This window comes from Pseudomonas sp. UFMG81 (assembly GCF_015354575.1).
Classification (GTDB): domain Bacteria; phylum Pseudomonadota; class Gammaproteobacteria; order Pseudomonadales; family Pseudomonadaceae; genus Aquipseudomonas.
In genome coordinates this window covers 69,926-88,063 of record NZ_JACAFQ010000019.1, presented here as the reverse complement: position 1 = coordinate 88,063, position 18,138 = coordinate 69,926, and the positions used below count along the sequence as shown (strand labels likewise).

Below are 18,138 nucleotides of genomic sequence, written 5' to 3'. Positions count from 1 at the left end.
AGGCAATTCGTCGCAAGCGGAATGGGGCGATTATCGAACGTAATGTTCGGGGTGCCTTATCGCGGGGCAAGCCCGCTCCCACAAGGTTTGCCATCACCTTGTGGGAGCGGGCTTGCCCCGCGATAGGGCCGGTACCGGCAACAAAAAGCCCACCGCGAGGGTGGGCTTGATGCTGTTGCTCTTGCGATCAGCCTTTCGGCGCTTCGATCGAGGCCTGCTGCTGGGTCTGCTCGTACCAGCCCCCGCCGAGGGCCTTGTACAGGTTGACCTCGCTGACCAGCTGCGACAGGCGATCGCCGATCAGCGACTGCTGCGCGCTGAACAGGTTGCGCTGGGCATCGAGGAAGGTCAGGTTGCTGTCAATGCCGATGCGATAGCGGCGCTCGGCCAGGCGGTAGTAGTCCTGGTTGGCGGCCACCAGGTCACGTTGCGCCTGCAACTGCTCTTCGAACGTCTTGCGTGCGGCCAGGCCATCGGCGACTTCCTGGAAGGCGGTCTGGATGGTCTTTTCGTACTTGGCGACGTTGATGTCCTTCTGGATCTTCGAGTAGTCCAGGCTCGCCTTCAGGCTGCCGGCGTTGAAGATCGGCAGGTTGATCTGCGGCTGGAACAGCCAGGTGCCCGACCCACCCTTGAACAGGCCGCCCATGTCCGAGCTCAGGGTGCCGGCGTTGGCGGTCAGGCTGACGCTCGGGAAGAACGCTGCGCGGGCGGCGCCGATGTTGGCGTTGGCGGCCTTGAGCAGGTGCTCGGCTTCCTGGATGTCCGGGCGCCGTTGCAGCAGGTCGGACGGCAGGCCGGCCGGCACTTCGGCCAGCTGGTCGGCGTCGAGCGCCAGCGGCTTGGGCAGGCTGGCCGGCACGCCGGTGCCCACCAGCACGGTCAGGCTGTTGAGGTCCTGGGCGACCAGGCGCTGGTACTGCGAGTACTTGACCCGCGCGCCTTCCACGGCGGTGCGCGCCTGGCTGACGTCGAGTGCCGAGGCCACGCCGACTTCGTTGCTGCGGCGGGTCAGGTTGTAGCTTTCTTCGTAGGTTTTCAGCGTTTCTTCGGTCAGCTTGAACAGCGCCTGGTCGGCCTGCCAGGTGTAGTAGGCGTTGGCCACGCTGGCCACCAGGGCGATCTGCGTGGAGCGGCGCGCCTGCTCGCTGGACAGGTAGGTTTCCAGGGCCTGCTCGCTGAGGCTACGCACGCGGCCGAACAGGTCGAGCTCGTAGGCGCTGACACCGACGGTTGCCGAGTACTGGCTGGTGATGTCCGCCTCACCGGTCTGCGACATGTTTGCCGGCACCCGCTGGCGGCTGCCGCTGCCGTTTGCCGAAACCGCCGGGTACAGGTCGGCGCGGGCAATGCGGTACTGGGCGCGGTAGGCGTCGATGTTCAACGCCGCCACGCGCAGGTCGCGGTTGTTTTCCAGCGAGCTCTGGATCAGTTGTTGCAACGCCGGGTCGTGGAAGAACTGGCGCCAGCCTTGTTCTGCCGCGGCGACATTGGCCGACTCGGTCGGCGAATACGCAGGGCCTTGCGGCCACTGCGCGGCCACCGGCGCTTCTGGCGCCTGGTAGTCGGGGATCAGCGAGCAGCCGCCGAGGATGAAGGCGGTGACCGCCAGGGACAACAAAGACTTGGTCATTGCCCAGCCTCATAACGTGGGGTTTCAGGGGTGGCGTCCTTTTGTTCCTTGCTGCCGAACAACGACGACACTGCGACGAAGAATAGCGGTACCCAGAAGATGGCCAGTACGGTCGCACTGATCATGCCGCCGATCACCCCGGTGCCGATGGCGTGCTGGCTGCCGGCGCCAGCGCCGCTGGCAATGGTCAACGGTACCACGCCGAGGATGAACGCCAGGGACGTCATGATGATCGGGCGCAGACGCATGCGGCAGGCCTCGATGGCCGCGTCGTACAGGCTGCGGCCCTGTTCGTGCAGTTCCTTGGCGAACTCGACGATCAGGATCGCGTTCTTCGCCGCAAGCCCGATGGTGGTCAGCAGGCCGACCAGGAAGTACACGTCGTTCGAAAGCCCGCGCAGGCTGGTGGCGACCAGCGCACCGATGATGCCCAGCGGTACCACCAGCACCACGGCGATCGGGATCGACCAGCTTTCGTACAACGCTGCCAGGCAGAGGAACACGAACAGTACCGAGAGGGCGAACAGCGCCGGCATCTGCGAGCCGGAGAGTTTTTCCTCGTAGGACATGCCGGTCCAGGAGTAGCCGATGCCACTCGGAAGCTCACCGACGATGCGCTCGACCTCGGCCATGGCTTCACCGGTGCTGTAGCCCGGTGCCGGGGTACCGAGGATCTCGACCGCCTCGACGCCGTTGTAGCGCGACAGCTTCGGCGAGCCGTAGCTCCATTCGCCCTTGGCGAAGGAGGAGAACGGCACCATCTCGCCCTTGCTGTTGCGCACGTACCACTTCTGCAGGTCTTCCGGGCTCATGCGTGCGCCGGGTTCACCCTGGATGTAGACCTTCTTGACCCGGCCACGGTCGATGAAGTCGTTGACGTAGCTACCGCCCAGGGCAATCGACAGGGTGGCGTTGATGTCGGCGATGGTCACGCCCAGGGCACTGGCACGCTCATCGTCAACCGTCAGCTGGTACTGCGGCTCATCGTTCAGGCCGTTCGGGCGCACAGCGGCAAGGATCTTGCTCTGCGCGGCCTTGGCCAGGAACTGGTTGCGTGCTTCCATCAGCTTCTGGTGACCGACGCCGGCGCGGTCCTGGAGGAACACGTCGAAGCCGGTGGCGTTACCCAGTTCGAGCACCGCAGGCGGGGCGAAGGCGAACACCATTGCGTCGCGGAAGCTGAAGAAGTGCATCTGCGCGCGCTGGGCGAGGGCGAACACGCTGTTCTCCTTCGAGCGCTCGTCCCATGGCTTGAGCATGATGAACGCCATGCCCGAACTCTGGCCGCGGCCAGCGAAGTTGAAGCCGTTGACGGTGAATACCGACGCGACGGTGTCGCCTTCTTCCTTGAGCAGGTACTCACGCATCTGGTCGACCACCACTTGCGTACGCTCGGCACTGGAACCGGCCGGGGTCTGCACCTGGGCGAACAGTACGCCCTGGTCTTCTTCGGGCAGGAACGCGGTGGGGATGCGGGCGAACAGCCAGATCATGCCGACCACGATCAGGGCGTAGGCCAGCAGGAACGGGATCTTGTTGCGCAGGATGGTGCCCACGCTGCGCTCGTAGCCCACGACGCTCTTGTCGAAGCTGCGGTTGAACCAGCCGAAGAAGCCGCGCTTGGCCACGTGGTGCTCGCCCTTCTTCAAGGGTTTGAGCATGGTGGCGCACAGGGCCGGGGTGAAGATCAGTGCGACCAGCACCGACAGGCCCATGGCCGAGACGATGGTGATCGAGAACTGGCGGTAGATCACACCGGTGGAGCCGCCGAAGAAGGCCATTGGCAGCAGTACCGCCGACAGCACCAGGGCGATACCCACCAACGCGCCCTGGATCTGCTCCATGGAGCGCTTGGTCGCCTCCTTGGGCGGCAGCCCCTCCTCGGACATGACCCGCTCGACGTTTTCCACCACGACGATGGCGTCGTCCACCAGCAAGCCGATGGCCAGGACCATTGCGAACATGGTCAGGGTGTTGATGCTGAAGCCGGCGGCGGCCAGGATGCCGAAAGTACCGAGCAACACCACCGGCACGGTCATGGTGGTGATGATGGTGGCGCGGAAGTTCTGCAGGAACAGGTACATCACCAGGAACACCAGCACCACGGCCTCGATCAGGGTGTGGATCACACCGCTGATCGATTCGGTGACCACGGGCGTGGTGTCATACGGGAACACGGCCTTCACCCCTGGTGGGAAGAAGGGTTCCAGGTCGCCGATGGTCTTGCGCAGTGCCTTGGCGGTGTCCAGGGCGTTGGCGCCGGTGGCCAGCTTCACCGCAAGGCCGGAGGCCGGCTTGCCGTTGAACTGGGCGCTGATGGCGTAGTTCTCGCCACCCAGGGCGACCTTGGCGACATCGCCCAGGCGTACCTGGGAGCCGTCGCTGTTGACCTTGAGCAGGATCTTCTCGAACTGCTCGGCAGTCTGCAGGCGGGTCTTGCCGATGATGGTGGCGTTGAGCTGGGTGCCGGGCAGGGCAGGCAGGCCGCCGAGCTGGCCGGAGGATACCTGCACGTTCTGCGCCGCCACTGCGGTGCGCACGTCGACCGGGGTCAACTGGAACTTGTTGAGCTTGGCCGGATCGAGCCAGACACGCATGGCGTACTGCGCACCGAACACCTGGAAGTCACCCACACCGGCGGTCCGCGAGATCGGGTCCTGCATGTTGGAGACGATGTAGTTGGCCAGGTCGTCCTTGCTCATGCTGCCGTCTTCGGACACCAGGCCGATCACCAGCAGGAAGTTCTTCACGGCCTTGGTGACGCGGATACCCTGCTGCTGCACCTCTTGCGGCAGCAGCGGCGTGGCCAGGTTCAGCTTGTTCTGCACCTGGACCTGGGCGGTGTCGGAGTTGGTGCCCTGCTCGAAGGTGGCGGTGATGGTCATGCTGCCGTCGGAGTTACTTTCCGACGATACATAACGCAGGTTGTCGATACCGTTGAGCTGTTGCTCGATCACCTGCACCACGGTGTCCTGCACCGTCTGCGCCGAGGCGCCAGGATAAGTGACGGAGATGGCGATGGCTGGTGGGGCGATGCTGGGGTACTGGTTGATCGGCAGCTTCAGGATCGACAGGGCGCCGACCAGCATGATCACCAGGGCGATCACCCAGGCGAAGATCGGGCGATCGATAAAGAACTTCGACATGGTTTACTCCGCTTTGGCGTCTGCTTTGGCCGCGTTGGCCTGATCAGGGCCACCTGGCTTCTTGACGTTGGTGGCATCGCTGACCTTGACCTCGACGCCTGGGCGCACGTACTGCAGGCCTTCGGTGATCAGGCGGTCACCTGGGTTCAGGCCGTCCTCGATCAGCCAGTCGCTGCCCAGGGTGCGGCTGGCCTTGAGCTGGCGCAGTTCGACCTTGTTCTCCTGGTTGACCACCAGCGCGGTCGGCGCGCCCTTGAGGTCGCGGGTCACGCCCTGTTGCGGGGCCAGGATGGCGTTGGCGTTGACTCCGGCCTTCAGGCGCGCATGCACGAACATGCCGGGCAGCAGGGTGTGGTCGGGGTTGGGGAAGATCGCGCGCAGGGTGACGGAACCAGTGGTTTCGTCGACGGCGACTTCGGAGAACTCCAGGCGGCCCTGCTGCTTGAACAGGCTGCCGTCCTCGAGCACCAGCTGCACTTGGGCGGCGTTGTCGCCGGCCTTCTGCAACTGGCCGCTCTCAAGGTCGCGGCGCAGCTTGAGCAGCTCGGCGGTGGACTGGGTGACGTCGACGTAGATCGGGTCGAGCTGCTGGAGGGTGGCCATGGCGTTGGCCTGGCCATTGTTCACCAGCGCGCCTTCGGTGACAGAGGAGCGGCCGATGCGACCGCTGATCGGTGCCAGCACCTTGGTGTAGCGCAGGTCGATCTGGGCGCTCTTGAGTGCCGCCTCGGCCTGCAATCGTTTGGCATTGGCGTCGTCGTATTCCTGCTTGGAGACAGCCTGCTCGTCGATCAGTTGCTTGTAGCGCTCGGCCAGCGAGCGGGTAGCCTGCAGGTTGGCCTGGGCATTGGCCAGGTTGGCTTCGTACACGGCGGGGTCGATCTGGTAGAGCTGCTGCCCTTCCTTCACGTCGCTGCCTTCCTTGAACAGGCGCTTGAGGATGATGCCATTGACCTGCGGGCGCACTTCGGCGACGCGGTAGGCACTGGTACGCCCCGGCAGTTCCGAGGTCAGGGTGAAGCTTTGCGGTTGCACGGTGACGACGCCGACCAGAGGAGCCTGCGGCGCGGATGCGGCTTCTTCTTTCTTACAGCCACTGAGCAGGGTTGCCAGGGCCACGGCGGAAACCAGGGCGGTTACGGCTGGCTTGAATTGCATGAGGATCCTCGGGTCGCTGGAGCAAGGGAGCTCAAGAATAATGGAAGTGTCTTGTCGGAAAAACGCTATCCGATAGATAAATAGCTTGCTACCGAATATACTTACATTCATGCTTGTTTGTAAATACCGCAGGTGCAGGGTGTTCAGCGCTGCGGTTTGTTCACATACACCCGGGAGCGGCCCTGAAAGAGGCCGTCCCGAGCTGATTCCCGCTCGCCATGCGAGCGCGCGGGGCCTGATGAGGTTGTGCTGCCATGGTCCGTCGAACCAAAGAAGAAGCCCAGGAAACCCGTGCCCAGATCATCGAGGCGGCGGAAAAGGCCTTCTACAAGCGCGGGGTTGCGCGTACCACCCTGGCTGATATCGCCGAACTCGCGGGAGTCACTCGTGGGGCGATCTACTGGCATTTCAGTAACAAGGCCGAACTGGTGCAGGCGTTGCTCGACAGCCTGCACGAAACCCACGACCACCTGGCCCGGGCCAGTGAAAGCGAGGATGAGCTCGACCCGCTGGGTTGCATGCGCAAGCTGCTGCTGCAAGTGTTCAACGAGCTGGTGCTCGATGCGCGGACGCGGCGTATCAATGAAATCCTGCATCACAAGTGCGAGTTCACCGACGACATGTGTGAGATTCGCCAGCAGCGCCAGGGCGCGGTGCTGGATTGTCATGAGGGCATCGCCCTGACCCTGGCCAATGCCGTGCGGCGTGGGCAGTTGCCGATGGATCTCGATTGCGAACGTGCCGCCGTGGCGATGTTCGCCTACGTCGACGGTTTGATCGGGCGTTGGTTGCTGCTGCCGGACAGTTTCGATCTGTTGGGTGATGTCGAAAAATGGGTCGACACAGGGTTGGATATGCTGCGCCTGAGCCCAGGCCTGCGCAAATGACACTTTGTGAAGGATTGTGAGGAAGTGTTTCCCCTGAAGATTAAGAGGATATTACGCCGAGTCTCGTAGGAGCCAGCCTTGCTGGCGAAGCTTTTGCTCGCAATCGGTTCGCCAGCAAGGCTGACTCCTACGGGGATGGCGTCGCCTTAACGACCGCGCAATTGTTTGTCTGGCAACGCCAAGGCCGCCAGCAGCCCCAGCAGCGATGCTCCGGCGCTGGCCAGCAACAGATACCTGAATGTTTCCAGCAACCGCGCCTGGGTCAGCGGATCCGCCTCACCCGCCTTGAGGCTGCCGAGCAACGGGTTCCCCAGCATCTCGAACCCACCCTGGTGCAGCAGCGCCAGCAGCAGGCTGGACATGCACGCCACGCCCATCGCCCCACCCAGCGAACGGAACAGGTTGGTGGTGCTGGTGGCGACACCGATATCCTGCGATGCCACCGCACTCTGCGTGCCCACCAGCGACGTGGGGAACTGCAACCCGCAGGCGATCCCGGTCAACAGCATGAACAGCGCACTCAGTAGCCCCGACTGCGGTGGAGTCAGGGCCATGGCGGCGATGGTCAGCGGCATCAGCAGCGCACCGAACAGGATCTGCGGCTTGAAGCGGCCGGTGCGGCTGGTCATGCGCCCGCCAGTGAAGGCGCCGATGGGCAGCCCCATGGCCAGTGGCAGCAGGTGCAAAGCGGCACTGTCGGCGCCAGCGCCGGTGATGCCTTGATAGCGCAGGGGCATGAGCATGGTCAGGGAAATCGACTGGAAACTGGCGAAGAAGATCACGCACCAGCACAGCACTGCGACCCGGTTGCCGAACAGGCTCATCGGCAGCAGAGGCTCGCGGCAGCGCCGCTCGTGGGCGACGAACACCAGCAGCCCGAGCAGTGCGCAACCCATCAGCACCAATACGGGTGTCGACAGCCAGGCGTGCCCCTGGCCGACCAGGGTGATACCCAACAGCAGGCTGCCCAACCCGATGATCATCAGCACGGCGCCGAGGTAGTCGACCTGCGCTTCGCGGCGTTTCACCGACAGCCCATCGAGGGCGCGGTGGATCACCCACAGGGCGACCAGCCCCAGCGGCAGGTTGATCCAGAATACCCAGCGCCATGACAGGTATTCGGTCAGCCAACCACCCAGCACCGGCCCGGCGACGCTGGCCAGGGCGTACATGCTGCTGAAATAACCCTGGTAGCGGCCACGTTCACGCGGTGGCACGAAGTCACCGATGATCGCCTGGCTCACCGACACCATGCCCCCGGCACCGATGCCCTGGACGACTCGCGCCAGCACCAGCTGCGGCATGTCCTGGGCCAGGCCGCAGGCCACCGAGGCCAGGGTGAACAGCGCGGTGCCGGTGAGGATCATCCGTCGCCGGCCGTACAGGTCGCCGAGCTTGCCGTAGATCGGCACGGCGATGGTCATCGCCACCATGTAGCCGGAGATGACCCAGGCCAGGAGCGTGACATCGTTGAACTGGGCGGAGATGGCCGGCATCGACACGGCGACGATGGTCTGGTCGAGGGCACCGAGGAAGATCGCCAGCATCAGGGCGGTCAGCACATTGCGCAGAACGGTGGGGGGCAGGGCGGCGGTCACGGGGGTACCTTGTTGTCATTGTCGGTGACGTGAGCGTGGGTTTGTGGGAGCGGGCTTGCCCCGCGATAGCGTCGGGCAAGACAGTCGCCATCGCGGGGCAAGCCCGCTCCCACAAAGCCCGCGTCCCTCTTTAGAAGATGTAAGCCGAGGAAGGGAAGATTGTAACCCGAGTTGAGTAGCTTCCTATGTACTCTGTGCATCCCCTATGCACGATCGGCATTGGCGCATTCATCCAGTGGTGCATGGCCGCGTGATATCGTGCAAAGGCTGCAGAGGCTGAAATCCGGGGCTTGCACCAGCATGGTGCAACGTTTTGCCACAGGGTTTCGCGTTGCTGTATGTCCACACCTTCTATTCCTCTGCCTGCATGTCGAGCATGACCGCCCCGATGGCGACGGTTGGATCAGTCAGGTAGACCCGATACAGGGGTCGGTTGTCAGCCGTTCAACATTTCTTATTACAAGCGGAGTGATCATGCCCAAGGCTTCCCACCACGATCTGCGTTTTGCCTTCCGCGAACTGCTCGCTTCAGGTTCGTGCTATCACACCGCGTCGGTGTTCGACCCCATGTCCGCGCGCATCGCCGCTGACCTTGGCTTCGAAGTCGGCATCCTCGGCGGCTCGGTCGCCTCGTTGCAGGTCCTGGCCGCGCCGGACTTCGCCCTGATCACCCTCAGCGAATTCGTCGAGCAGGCCACCCGTATCGGCCGTGTCGCCCAGCTGCCGGTACTCGCCGACGCCGACCATGGCTATGGCAATGCGCTCAACGTGATGCGCACGGTGATCGAACTGGAGCGCGCTGGCGTTGCCGCGCTGACCATCGAGGACACTCTGTTGCCGGCCCAGTTCGGTCGCAAGTCCACCGACCTGATTTCGGTCGAGGAGGGGGTCGGCAAGATCCGCGCTGCGCTGGAGGCACGCGTCGATTCGGCGATGGCGATCATCGCCCGGACCAACGCCGGGGTGCTGAGCACCGAAGAAATCATCGTGCGCACCCAGAGCTACCAGAAGGCCGGGGCCGATGGCATCTGCATGGTGGGGGTTAAGGATTTCGAGCAGTTGGAGCAGATCGCCGAGCACCTGACCGTGCCGCTGATGCTGGTCACCTACGCCAACCCTAACCTGCGTGACGACGAGCGCCTGGCGCGTTTGGGCGTGCGTATCGTGGTCGATGGCCACGCCGCTTACTTTGCCGCAATCAAGGCTACATACGACTGCCTGCGCTTGCAGCGTGGCCTGCAGCACAAGTCGGACAGCCTCAACGCCACCGAACTTTCGCATACGTATACCCAGCCCGAGGACTACATCCGTTGGGCCAAGGAGTACATGAGCGTCGAGGAGTGACCGGCGAGGCGCCGTCGCTCTAGCGGACGGCGCTCAAGGATGCAGTGTGTGGCACGCACTGTTCCTGCGGGCAGTTGCTGGCGGCGCTGGGCTGATTGCGTAGCAACTCGACCCGCCAGCAGGCCGAACCGTAGACCCCGGCCACGGCGACCAAGGCGAGAATCAGGGCGCAACGCCTGGATTTGATAGTCATGGTGCTTACCTCCTGTTACTGCAACAGGGTGTTACCGATAAGCATAGGCCGGGCCCAGGATTTGTGTGTGCCCCATCGCCGGCAAGTCGGCCCACCTGGCGGCTAGCATGCGCCCCCTGTAGGAGCGGCCTTACCGGGGCGCCGGACCGGCCGGAAAGGGCCGCGCAGTGGCCTCAGGATTTCAAGCACATCACAGACTGCCGGGGCCGCTTTGCGGCCCTTTCGCGGCACAAGGCCGCTCCTACAGGAAACGTGCAAACTTCAGGGCGGGAGCCGGCTTGCCGGCGATGGGCGTCAGAATCCGCGCCATGTTCTGTCAGGCGCCATCCCGATCCCATTCAGGTTCATCCCCGAACCGCTGCGCCAGAAAGTCCAGCATGCTGCGCAAGGTCGCCGGCATGTGCTTGCGCGAGGTATACACCGCATTCAGGTTGAGCTGCCGTGGCTTCGCATCGGGCAGCAGGCGCACCAGCTCGCCACTGCGTAACGCGGCAGCGGCCTGGTAGGTGGGCAGCATGGCGATACCCGCGCTGGCCAGCGCGGCCTTTTGCAGGGTCATGGCCTCGTTGGCGCTGATATTGCCCTGCACCGGCACCGCGACACTCTGCCCGTCCACTTCGAAATGCCAGAGGCTATGGCCGAAATAGGCGTGGGTCAGGCAGTTGTGCCGGCTCAGGTCCTCCACCCGTTGTGGGGTACCGTGCTCGCGCAGGTAGGCGGGGCTGGCGCAGACCACCGAGCGGCACACGCTAAGGCGTCGGGCGATCAGGTTGGGGTCGACATCGTTGCTGGTACGGATGGCCAGGTCGATGCGCTCGTCCACCAGGTTGACGGTGCGGTCGAGCATCTGCAGCTCCACCTTCACCCCGGGGTAGCGCTTGACGTAGGCCGCCACGGCATCCACCAGCTGGGCCTGGCCGAACGAGGTGCTGACGCTGATGCGCAGCTCGCCGCGAGGGGCGTCATCTGGCTGGCGCACGGCGTGCTGCAGGTCACCGGCCAGTTCCAATAGTTGCCGGCAGCGCGGCAAGGTCTCCTGGCCGGCGGCGGTCAGGCTGAGCTTGCGCGTGGTGCGCTGCATCAGCCGCGCGCCGACCCACTCCTCCAGCTCCGCCAGGTAGCGCGACACCACTGGCCTGGAAAGCTCCAGATGATCCGCTGCCGCCGATTGGCTGCCCAGGTCGACAACGGTGACGAACACGCGCATGGCGTTCAGTCGGTCCATGATTTGCCCGATTTCAGAAATGAACTATGTCGCAGCATCGCATTTTTTGTATTGAATCGGGCAACTAAGCTTGCCTCCATCGTCCCGCACACAGGATTTCCCGATGTCGATCTTCACGCCGCTGCGCAGCCTGGTACTGGCCTGCATCACCCTGGCCGGCCCGGCCATGGCCGCCGAACCACTCAAACTCGAGGTGTACAACCCCGGCCATGACGCCATCTTCCCGGTCAGCTCGGTGATCGTCTGCGGCGAGCACGATGCCATCCTGGTCGATGCCCAGTTCGGCAAGGCCCAGGCCGAGCAGCTGGTCCAGCGCCTGCGCAGTATCGACAAGCAGCTGACCACCATCTACGTCAGCCATGGCGACCCCGACTACTACTTTGGCCTGGACACGCTCACCCAGGCGTTCCCCAAGGCCCGCGTGCTGGCCTCGGCCGCCACCGTAGCGCATATTCGCAAGACCATGGACGCCAAGCTGGCCTACTGGGGTCCGCAGATGGGCGCGGACAAACCGGCGAAACTGGTGGTGCCACAGGTGCTCGAGGGTAATCGCCTGGAGCTGGAAGGCCAGGCCCTGGAGGTGGTTGGCCTGGATGGCCCGCAGCCGGACCGCAGTTTCGTCTGGATCCCGTCGATCAAGGCCGTGGTGGGTGGTGTGGTGGTTGCCGAGCACATCCACGTGTGGATGGCCGACACCCAGACCGCGCAATCCCATGCCGACTGGCTGGGCACCTTGAATGACATCGAGAAGCTCGCGCCACGCACAGTGATCCCTGGGCACTACCTGGGCGATAGCAGCCGCTCGCTGGACGCGGTGCGTTTCACCGCCAACTACATTCGTGACTTCGATGCCGAGACCGCCAAGGCCGACAACGCCCAGGCGCTGATCGCGGCCATGAAAAAACGCTACCCCAACCTGGGTGACGAAAGCTCTCTGGAACTGAGTGCCAAGGTCGCCAAGGGCGAGATGAAGTGGTAATCCCTTTCAACCTGACGGAGTGTTTCCCATGAGCAAGATCGCAATCATCGGTGCCACCGGCCGTGCCGGCAGCCAGTTGTTGGAAGAGGCCTTGCGCCGTGGCCACAGCCTGGTCGCCATTGCCCGTGACCCTTCGACCCTGCACGGTCGCGAAGGGGTGACCACCAAGGCGCTGGACGCCAAGGATGGTGCTGCCCTGCAAGCCGCCGTGAGTGGCTGCGACGCGGTGCTGAGCGCGGCGCATTTTTCCACCCTTGAGCCGCAAGCGATCATCGAGCCGGTCAAGCGGGCCGGGGTCAAGCGCCTGCTGGTGGTGGGCGGCGCCGGCAGCCTGCTGCTGCCGTCGGGGCAGCGGGTGATCGACAGCCCGGATTTCCCCGAGGCCTACAAGGCCGAGGCCAATGGCGGCGTACGCTTTCTCGAGGCGCTGCGCCAGGAGTCGGTGCTGGACTGGACTTTCCTTTCGCCATCGGCGGAGTTTGTCGAGGGTGAGCGCAAGGGGCACTACACGCTGGGCAAGGATCACCTGCTGATCGATACCGAGGGCAGAAGCTGGATCAGCTTTGCCGACCATGCCATCGCGATGCTCGATGAGCTGGAGAAACCAGCGCATTCGCGAACGCGTTTCACCGTCGGCTACTGAGGCGCCTGCATCGCCGGCAAGTCCACACCCCCCTTGTAGGAGCGGCCTTGCCGGGGCGCCGGACCGGCCGGAAAGGGCTGCGCAGCAGCCCCGGCAATTTTAAGGCATGGCCAAGATTCTGGGGGCGCTTCGCACCCCTTTCCGGCCGGTCCGGCGCCCCGGCAAGGCCGCTCCTACAGGATTTGTGTGCGTCACCGGCGATTCAATGCCGGGCACGCTCCTGCAGCCACTCCAGCAACTCGACCAACCCGGGTGCCATCGTCTTCGCCGGGCTGACCAGGTAATACCCTTTCCCGGTCGTCACCTTCAACGCGAATGGCATGCACAACCGACCGCTACGCAAGTCGTCACCGATCAACGCCCAATCGCCGATGGCCACGCCGGTGCCTTGCGAAGCCATGGCCATCGCCATGTCCAACGTCTCGAAATGCTGCTTCGGCCCCTGCGGCTCGAACCCGGCTCCCGCCACCTGCAACCACAGCCGCCAATCGTGCTCATCGCGCGAAGGATGCAGCAACATGTGCCGCGTCAGGTCCTGCAACTGCCTCAGCGGCAGCGGGCCGTTCATCAGGGACGGCGCACAGACCGGCGTCAGCTGCTCGTCGAACAGTTTGCGTACCTGCAACCCGTGGTTCGGCACGGCGCCGTAAACCACCGCCGCATCGAAACCTTCATGACGAAAATCCACCCCATGCTGCACCGTGGTGGTCAGTTCCACCGGTACATCGGGGCGCAATGCCTGCCATTCCATCAACCGTGGCAACAGCCAGCGCATCACGCAGGTTGGCGCCTTGAGCTGCAGCGTCGCGCTGCGCCCACCGACCTCGCGCACACCTTGCTCCACCAGGGCGAAGATCTGCTGTACCCGGGGCAGCCAGTCCTGGCCTTCGCGGGTCAGGGCCAGGCCGCGGGCCTGGCGCTGGAACAGGGCATAACCCAGGTGTTCCTCGAGCCCGGCGATCTGCCGGCTGACCGCGCCCTGGGTGATATGCAGCTGTTGCGCCGCACGGGTGAAATTGCAGTGCTGGGCGGTCACCAGGAAGGTGTACAGGGCGGGCAGGGGCGGCAGGCGTTTCATTGAGATAAGCCATGATGTGGAGTTATGGCTAGTATGTGTTTTTTTGCATTGTGGCGGTAGCCGCAGCTTGTTTCCATGAACACCGATTTCAACAAGAATCAGGTATTCGATGATGGCAACCTGTGGCGAAGTGCTGGTCAAACTCCTCGAAGGCTATGGCGTGGACCATGTCTTCGGCATTCCCGGTGTGCATACCGTGGAGCTCTACCGTGGCCTGGCGGCTTCCTCCATCCGCCACATCACCCCGCGCCACGAGCAAGGCGCAGGCTTCATGGCCGACGGCTACTCGCGCACGCGGGGCAAGCCGGGGGTGTGCTTCATCATCACCGGCCCGGGCATGACCAACATCACCACCGCCATGGGCCAGGCCTATGCCGATTCGATCCCCATGCTGGTGATCTCCAGCGTGCAGTCGCGCAGCCAGCTCGGTGGCGGGCGCGGCAAGCTGCATGAACTGCCCAACCAGTCTGGCCTGGTTGCGGGGGTGGCGGCCTTCTCGCACACCTTGATGAGCGCCGACGACCTGCCCGAAGCCCTGGCCCGTGCATTCGCCGTGTTCGACGGCGCCCGGCCACGCCCGGTGCATATCGAAATTCCGCTGGACGTGTTGGTGGAGCCCGCCGACCACTTGCTGCCGGCGCGCCCGGTGCGTACCGCCCGCGCAGGCGCCGCGCCGCAGACCGTCAAGCGCATGGCCGAGCGCCTGGCCAAGGCGCGTCGTCCGCTGATTCTCGCCGGTGGCGGCGCATTGGCCGCCGGGCATTCATTGGCCCGGCTGGCCGAGCACTTGCAGGCACCGGTGGCGCTGACCATCAACGCCAAAGGCTTGCTGCCAGCGGAGCATCCGTTGCAAATCGGTTCGACTCAGACCCTGCCAGCCACCCGCGCCCTGGTCGCCGAGGCCGATGTGGTGCTGGCCATTGGCACCGAATTGGCCGAGACCGACTACGACGTGACCTTCAAGGGCGGCTTCCTGATCCCCGGCAGCGTGCTGCGTATCGATATCGACCCGGACCAGACGGTGCGCAACTACCTCCCTGAGCTGGCGCTGGTGGCCGATGCCGACGAGGCGGCCCAAGCCTTGCTCGCGGCCCTGCAAGCGCAGCCGCAGCCACCTCGCGACAACCTCTGGGGCGCCGCCCGTGCCGCCCGCCTGCGCCAGGACAATGCCGCGACGTGGGACGCAGTGACCCTGAGCCAGACGCGCCTGCTGACCGGCATCCTCGAAGCGCTGCCCAACGCGATCATGGTGGGTGACTCGACCCAGCCGGTGTACACCGGCAACCTGACCCTGGACATGGCCCAACCGCGTCGCTGGTTCAATGCCTCGACCGGCTACGGCACCCTCGGCTACGCCCTGCCGGCGGCGATGGGCGCCTGGCTGGGCAGCGCCGAAGTGCCCGCCAGGCGCGCACCGGCGGTGTGCCTGATTGGTGATGGCGGCCTGCAGTTCACCCTGCCGGAGCTGGCCAGCGCTGTGGAGGCGCAGGTGCCGCTGATCGTGCTGCTGTGGAACAACCAGGGGTATGAGGAAATCAAGAAATACATGGTCAACCGCGCCATCGAGCCGGTGGGCGTGGATATCCACACGCCGGACTTCATCGGCGTGGCGCGGGCCTTGGGCGCAGAGGCCGAAAACGTCGGCGATGTCGCGCAGTTGCAGGCGGCCCTGGGGCGGGCGGTGGAGCGCAAGGGGCCGACGTTGATACAGGTGGATCAGAACCGATGGCAAGCCGCTGTAGTTGGGTAAGGCGCTAAACCCCATCGCGGGGCAAGCCCGCTCCCACAGGTATCGCGCCAGGTCTTTAAATTGTGGGCAAGACAGTTGCTCCCACATGGCCTTGTGGGAGCGGGCTTGCCCCGCGATGTTTTGATCAACCTGCGCTGGCGCGCAACCGCGCCACATCGCGGATCGGCGGCGCACCATACAGCCGGCTGTACTCACGGCTGAACTGCGACGGGCTCTCGTACCCCACCCGATACCCCGCCACCGCCGCCTCCAGCCCATCATTGAGCATCAACCGCCGCGCCTCCTGCAGGCGCAGCTGCTTCTGATACTGCAACGGGCTCATCGAGGTCACCGCCTTGAACCGATGGTGCAGGGTCGAGGTGCTGAGGTTCACCTCGCGGGCCAGGTCCTCGATGCGCAGCGGTTGCTGATAATGCTGGTTGAGCCAGGCGATGGCCTGGGACACCCGGTGGGTCTGGCTGTTGGCCAGGGCGATCTCGTACAGGCGATGGCCCTGCGGGCCGCGCAGCAGGCGGTAGAAGATCTCGCGGCGGATCAGCGGGGCGAGGATGGGGATGTCGCGAGGCGAATCCAGTAGGCGGATCAGCCGAATCAAGGCGTCGAGCAGTTGCGGGTCGCTTCTTTCCACGTACAGGCCACGCCCCGAGGGGCGGTTGGGTACCACCATCGGACTGCTTTCGGCGATCAGCTGGCTCAGTTGCGCCGGGTCGATATCCAGGCGCAGGCCCAGCGCCGGGTGCTCGGGGCTGGCCTTGAGCAGGGCGCCGCTGATCGGCAGGGTCACCGACACCACCATGTAGTTCAGCGGGTCGTAGGCGTAGTGCTCATCGCCGAGGATCAACGTCTTGCTGCCCTGGGCGAGGATGCACAGCGCCGGCTGAGCCAAGGCCGGCATCCCGCGGATGTCCTCTTCGTAACGCGTGAGGTACAGATCTTCGATGGCCGAGGCCGGGCCGTGCGGTTCGCCGGCGTGGCGCTGGATCAGGCCGGCCAGCTCCTGGCGCTGTGGCTCCAGGTTCGGGTCGAGGGGCGGGGGTGTGGTCATGGCGGTTTTCCTGTGCTGACCGACGCAGGATAGGTTTGGGCAAAGTTGGGCGCTAGTCGAAACCTGCCGAGCGATTGCCTGATCCTGCCGTGATGCAGGATCAGGCAATCGCCCGGCAGTATTGGCCTAACGGCGCGCGCGGGGCCGGCCCTAACCTTGGCAGCCTGTTTTCGTCCCAAGGTTTCAAGGAGATCGTTCATGACCCAGCAGCAACCGGTCACCCACCTGGCTTTCATCCGTGCCAGCAACGGTCGCTCGGCAGAACTCGGCATGCGCCTGCGCGATCTGCTCGAGCCCACGCTGTGTGCGCCGGGTTGCCTGGCCTTTAGCGTGCAGCAGTCGCAGGTCGATGCCGACCTGTGGTTGCTCAGCGGCAGTTGGTCCGACCAGCAAGCGATGAGCGGTTATTTCGCCTCGCCCACATTAGAGGTGTTTGGTGAGCTGGTGCAGGAGCAGGTGGTCAGCAGCCTGGACCTGCATACCTTTGCCTGATCGTGGCGAACCGCCTCGATACCGCGTCGAAGCGGTTCGCCAGCAACGCTGGCTCCTACAGGTATAGAATGCCGGCCTTCGATCAATCAGGCGACACTCAGCATGGCACGTAGAGAATTCCCCCACTTCGAAGCGGTTTCGGCAATGGTTCCGGTGGAAGGCGGTGGCTATCACGCGGCGATTGCCGTCAAGGCCCTGGTCATGGGCGGCGCGCCGCGCTTTCACAAAGTCCTCGACGGGCAGGTGTTCAAATCCGCCATCGCCGCCGACGAGGCCGCCTGCGCCGAACTCGAACGCCTGCAAGGCGTGAATGAAGACGGCGAGCTGGTCTTCTGATCAGGCCTGTGGGCGCGTCATCTTGAACAGCTCGCCCAGCGCGAAGTAATCCGCCGGGCCGCCGCCACGCAGGATCGGTTCGGCAGCAGCGGTGTCGTAGATACCGTTCTTGAGCAGGTGCTCGGCAATGTGCACCGCTACCACTTCACCCAGGATCAGCCAACTGGGCACCAGTTCCTGATCTGCGCGCTTGAGCTGCACGATCTGGCTCACCTTGCATTCGAAGCTCACCGGGCTCTCTTGCACGCGCGGTACGCCGACCACGCGAGACGGGCCCGGCGTCAGGCCACTTAGCACGAACTCGTCGACCTCTGCCGCCACGGCAGCACAGCTCTGGTTCATCTGATCGGCCAGCGGACGGGTGGCGAGGTTCCAGACGAATTCGCCGGTCTGCTCGATGTTGTTCAGGCTGTCTTTGCGCCCGACGCTGCAGAAACCGATGATCGGCGGAATGTAGTTGAAGGCGTTGAAGAAGCTGTACGGCGCGAGGTTCAAGCGGCCTTCGCTGTCGTGGCTTGAGATCCAGCCGATGGGCCGGGGGCCGACGATGGCGTTGAATGGGTCGTGGGGCAGGCCGTGGCCTTTGGCGGGTTCGTAGTAGTACATCTGTGCAAGGCCGCAAGGCCCTTCC

16 protein-coding genes are annotated in these 18,138 nt (G+C 64.4%); 7 read left to right on the top strand and 9 right to left on the bottom strand.

Annotation, left to right across the window (positions count from 1 at the left end):
• Nucleotides 1-187 precede the first annotated feature (187 nt).
• From IX761_RS16240 to ttgA, 3 genes are read right to left on the bottom strand one after another with little or no spacing between them, the layout of a single operon-like run.
• The gene (locus IX761_RS16240; RefSeq protein ID WP_194790587.1) at nucleotides 188-1,633 is read right to left on the bottom strand and encodes an AdeC/AdeK/OprM family multidrug efflux complex outer membrane factor; all 1,446 of its coding nucleotides are present in this window, start codon (nucleotides 1,631-1,633) and stop codon (nucleotides 188-190) included.
• Entirely contained in the window at nucleotides 1,630-4,779 is a 3,150-nt protein-coding gene (ttgB, locus tag IX761_RS16235) for a multidrug efflux RND transporter permease subunit TtgB (protein WP_194790586.1), read from the bottom strand. The genes IX761_RS16240 and ttgB overlap by 4 nt, the downstream gene beginning before the upstream one ends.
• A 3-nt stretch (nucleotides 4,780-4,782) precedes the next feature.
• Nucleotides 4,783-5,937, bottom strand: a complete 1,155-nt coding sequence (ttgA, locus tag IX761_RS16230; protein ID WP_194790585.1) for a toluene efflux RND transporter periplasmic adaptor subunit TtgA — start codon at nucleotides 5,935-5,937, stop codon at nucleotides 4,783-4,785.
• Between the two features lie 254 nt (nucleotides 5,938-6,191).
• Between ttgA and ttgR the strand changes: the two genes are divergently transcribed.
• Entirely contained in the window at nucleotides 6,192-6,824 is a 633-nt protein-coding gene (gene ttgR / locus IX761_RS16225; RefSeq protein ID WP_194790584.1) for an efflux transport transcriptional regulator TtgR, read from the top strand.
• 146 nt (nucleotides 6,825-6,970) lie between these two features.
• Here ttgR and IX761_RS16220 read toward each other — a convergent pair whose 3' ends face one another.
• Nucleotides 6,971-8,422, bottom strand: coding sequence for an MDR family MFS transporter (locus tag IX761_RS16220; protein ID WP_194790583.1), 1,452 nt, complete (start codon nucleotides 8,420-8,422; stop codon nucleotides 6,971-6,973).
• Between the two features lie 474 nt (nucleotides 8,423-8,896).
• Between IX761_RS16220 and IX761_RS16215 the strand changes: the two genes are divergently transcribed.
• Nucleotides 8,897-9,766 carry an isocitrate lyase/PEP mutase family protein gene (locus IX761_RS16215; protein ID WP_194790582.1) on the top strand — a complete coding sequence of 290 codons (870 nt, stop codon included), beginning with the start codon at nucleotides 8,897-8,899 and terminating at the stop codon, nucleotides 9,764-9,766.
• Between the two features lie 19 nt (nucleotides 9,767-9,785).
• On the opposite strand, the gene IX761_RS16210 is transcribed toward IX761_RS16215, so the two are convergent.
• Nucleotides 9,786-9,959 carry a hypothetical protein gene (locus IX761_RS16210; RefSeq protein WP_194790581.1) on the bottom strand — a complete coding sequence of 58 codons (174 nt, stop codon included), beginning with the start codon at nucleotides 9,957-9,959 and terminating at the stop codon, nucleotides 9,786-9,788.
• A gap of 316 nt (nucleotides 9,960-10,275) precedes the next feature.
• Nucleotides 10,276-11,184, bottom strand: a complete 909-nt coding sequence (locus IX761_RS16205) for a LysR family transcriptional regulator (RefSeq protein WP_194790580.1) — start codon at nucleotides 11,182-11,184, stop codon at nucleotides 10,276-10,278.
• Between the two features lie 103 nt (nucleotides 11,185-11,287).
• Here IX761_RS16205 and IX761_RS16200 point away from each other — a divergent pair, with 103 nt between their 5' ends.
• A complete protein-coding gene (locus IX761_RS16200; protein WP_194790579.1) occupies nucleotides 11,288-12,163 on the top strand; it encodes an MBL fold metallo-hydrolase in 876 nt (291 codons plus the stop codon).
• Nucleotides 12,164-12,191: 28 nt separating this feature from the next.
• Complete coding sequence (locus IX761_RS16195) at nucleotides 12,192-12,806, top strand: NAD(P)-dependent oxidoreductase (protein WP_194790578.1); 615 nt, start codon at nucleotides 12,192-12,194, stop codon at nucleotides 12,804-12,806.
• 202 nt (nucleotides 12,807-13,008) lie between these two features.
• Here IX761_RS16195 and IX761_RS16190 read toward each other — a convergent pair whose 3' ends face one another.
• A complete protein-coding gene (locus tag IX761_RS16190) occupies nucleotides 13,009-13,884 on the bottom strand; it encodes a LysR substrate-binding domain-containing protein (RefSeq protein WP_194790577.1) in 876 nt (291 codons plus the stop codon).
• A 112-nt stretch (nucleotides 13,885-13,996) separates the two neighbouring features.
• Here IX761_RS16190 and IX761_RS16185 point away from each other — a divergent pair, with 112 nt between their 5' ends.
• Nucleotides 13,997-15,634 carry a 5-guanidino-2-oxopentanoate decarboxylase gene (locus tag IX761_RS16185; RefSeq protein ID WP_194790576.1) on the top strand — a complete coding sequence of 546 codons (1,638 nt, stop codon included), beginning with the start codon at nucleotides 13,997-13,999 and terminating at the stop codon, nucleotides 15,632-15,634.
• Between the two features lie 124 nt (nucleotides 15,635-15,758).
• Here the strand turns inward: IX761_RS16185 and IX761_RS16180 are convergent, their stop codons facing one another.
• Nucleotides 15,759-16,679, bottom strand: a complete 921-nt coding sequence (locus tag IX761_RS16180; RefSeq protein WP_194790575.1) for an AraC family transcriptional regulator — start codon at nucleotides 16,677-16,679, stop codon at nucleotides 15,759-15,761.
• 198 nt (nucleotides 16,680-16,877) lie between these two features.
• On the opposite strand from IX761_RS16180, the gene IX761_RS16175 reads away from it, so the two are divergent.
• Complete coding sequence (locus tag IX761_RS16175) at nucleotides 16,878-17,171, top strand: putative quinol monooxygenase (protein WP_194790574.1); 294 nt, start codon at nucleotides 16,878-16,880, stop codon at nucleotides 17,169-17,171.
• Between the two features lie 102 nt (nucleotides 17,172-17,273).
• Nucleotides 17,274-17,507: a hypothetical protein gene (locus tag IX761_RS16170; protein ID WP_194790573.1), complete on the top strand. Its 234-nt coding sequence runs from the start codon at nucleotides 17,274-17,276 to the stop codon at nucleotides 17,505-17,507.
• Here IX761_RS16170 and IX761_RS16165 read toward each other — a convergent pair whose 3' ends face one another.
• Nucleotides 17,508-18,113 carry a flavin reductase family protein gene (locus IX761_RS16165; RefSeq protein ID WP_194790572.1) on the bottom strand — a complete coding sequence of 202 codons (606 nt, stop codon included), beginning with the start codon at nucleotides 18,111-18,113 and terminating at the stop codon, nucleotides 17,508-17,510.
• Nucleotides 18,114-18,138: the final 25 nt, after the last annotated feature.

Excerpts from the sequence above, each read along its gene's own strand:
- IX761_RS16240 (WP_194790587.1), bottom strand. The coding sequence starts at position 1,633 with ATGACCAAGTCTTTGTTGTCCCTGGCGGTCACCGCCTTCATCCTCGGC.
- ttgB (WP_194790586.1), bottom strand. The coding sequence starts at position 4,779 with ATGTCGAAGTTCTTTATCGATCGCCCGATCTTCGCCTGGGTGATCGCC.
- ttgA (WP_194790585.1), bottom strand. The coding sequence starts at position 5,937 with ATGCAATTCAAGCCAGCCGTAACCGCCCTGGTTTCCGCCGTGGCCCTG.
- ttgR (WP_194790584.1), top strand. The coding sequence starts at position 6,192 with ATGGTCCGTCGAACCAAAGAAGAAGCCCAGGAAACCCGTGCCCAGATC.
- IX761_RS16215 (WP_194790582.1), top strand. The coding sequence starts at position 8,897 with ATGCCCAAGGCTTCCCACCACGATCTGCGTTTTGCCTTCCGCGAACTG.
- IX761_RS16210 (WP_194790581.1), bottom strand. The coding sequence starts at position 9,959 with ATGACTATCAAATCCAGGCGTTGCGCCCTGATTCTCGCCTTGGTCGCC.
- IX761_RS16205 (WP_194790580.1), bottom strand. The coding sequence starts at position 11,184 with ATGGACCGACTGAACGCCATGCGCGTGTTCGTCACCGTTGTCGACCTG.
- IX761_RS16200 (WP_194790579.1), top strand. The coding sequence starts at position 11,288 with ATGTCGATCTTCACGCCGCTGCGCAGCCTGGTACTGGCCTGCATCACC.
- IX761_RS16195 (WP_194790578.1), top strand. The coding sequence starts at position 12,192 with ATGAGCAAGATCGCAATCATCGGTGCCACCGGCCGTGCCGGCAGCCAG.
- IX761_RS16190 (WP_194790577.1), bottom strand. The coding sequence starts at position 13,884 with ATGAAACGCCTGCCGCCCCTGCCCGCCCTGTACACCTTCCTGGTGACC.
- IX761_RS16185 (WP_194790576.1), top strand. The coding sequence starts at position 13,997 with ATGGCAACCTGTGGCGAAGTGCTGGTCAAACTCCTCGAAGGCTATGGC.
- IX761_RS16180 (WP_194790575.1), bottom strand. The coding sequence starts at position 16,679 with ATGACCACACCCCCGCCCCTCGACCCGAACCTGGAGCCACAGCGCCAG.
- IX761_RS16175 (WP_194790574.1), top strand. The coding sequence starts at position 16,878 with ATGACCCAGCAGCAACCGGTCACCCACCTGGCTTTCATCCGTGCCAGC.
- IX761_RS16170 (WP_194790573.1), top strand. The coding sequence starts at position 17,274 with ATGGCACGTAGAGAATTCCCCCACTTCGAAGCGGTTTCGGCAATGGTT.
- IX761_RS16165 (WP_194790572.1), bottom strand. The coding sequence starts at position 18,113 with ATGTACTACTACGAACCCGCCAAAGGCCACGGCCTGCCCCACGACCCA.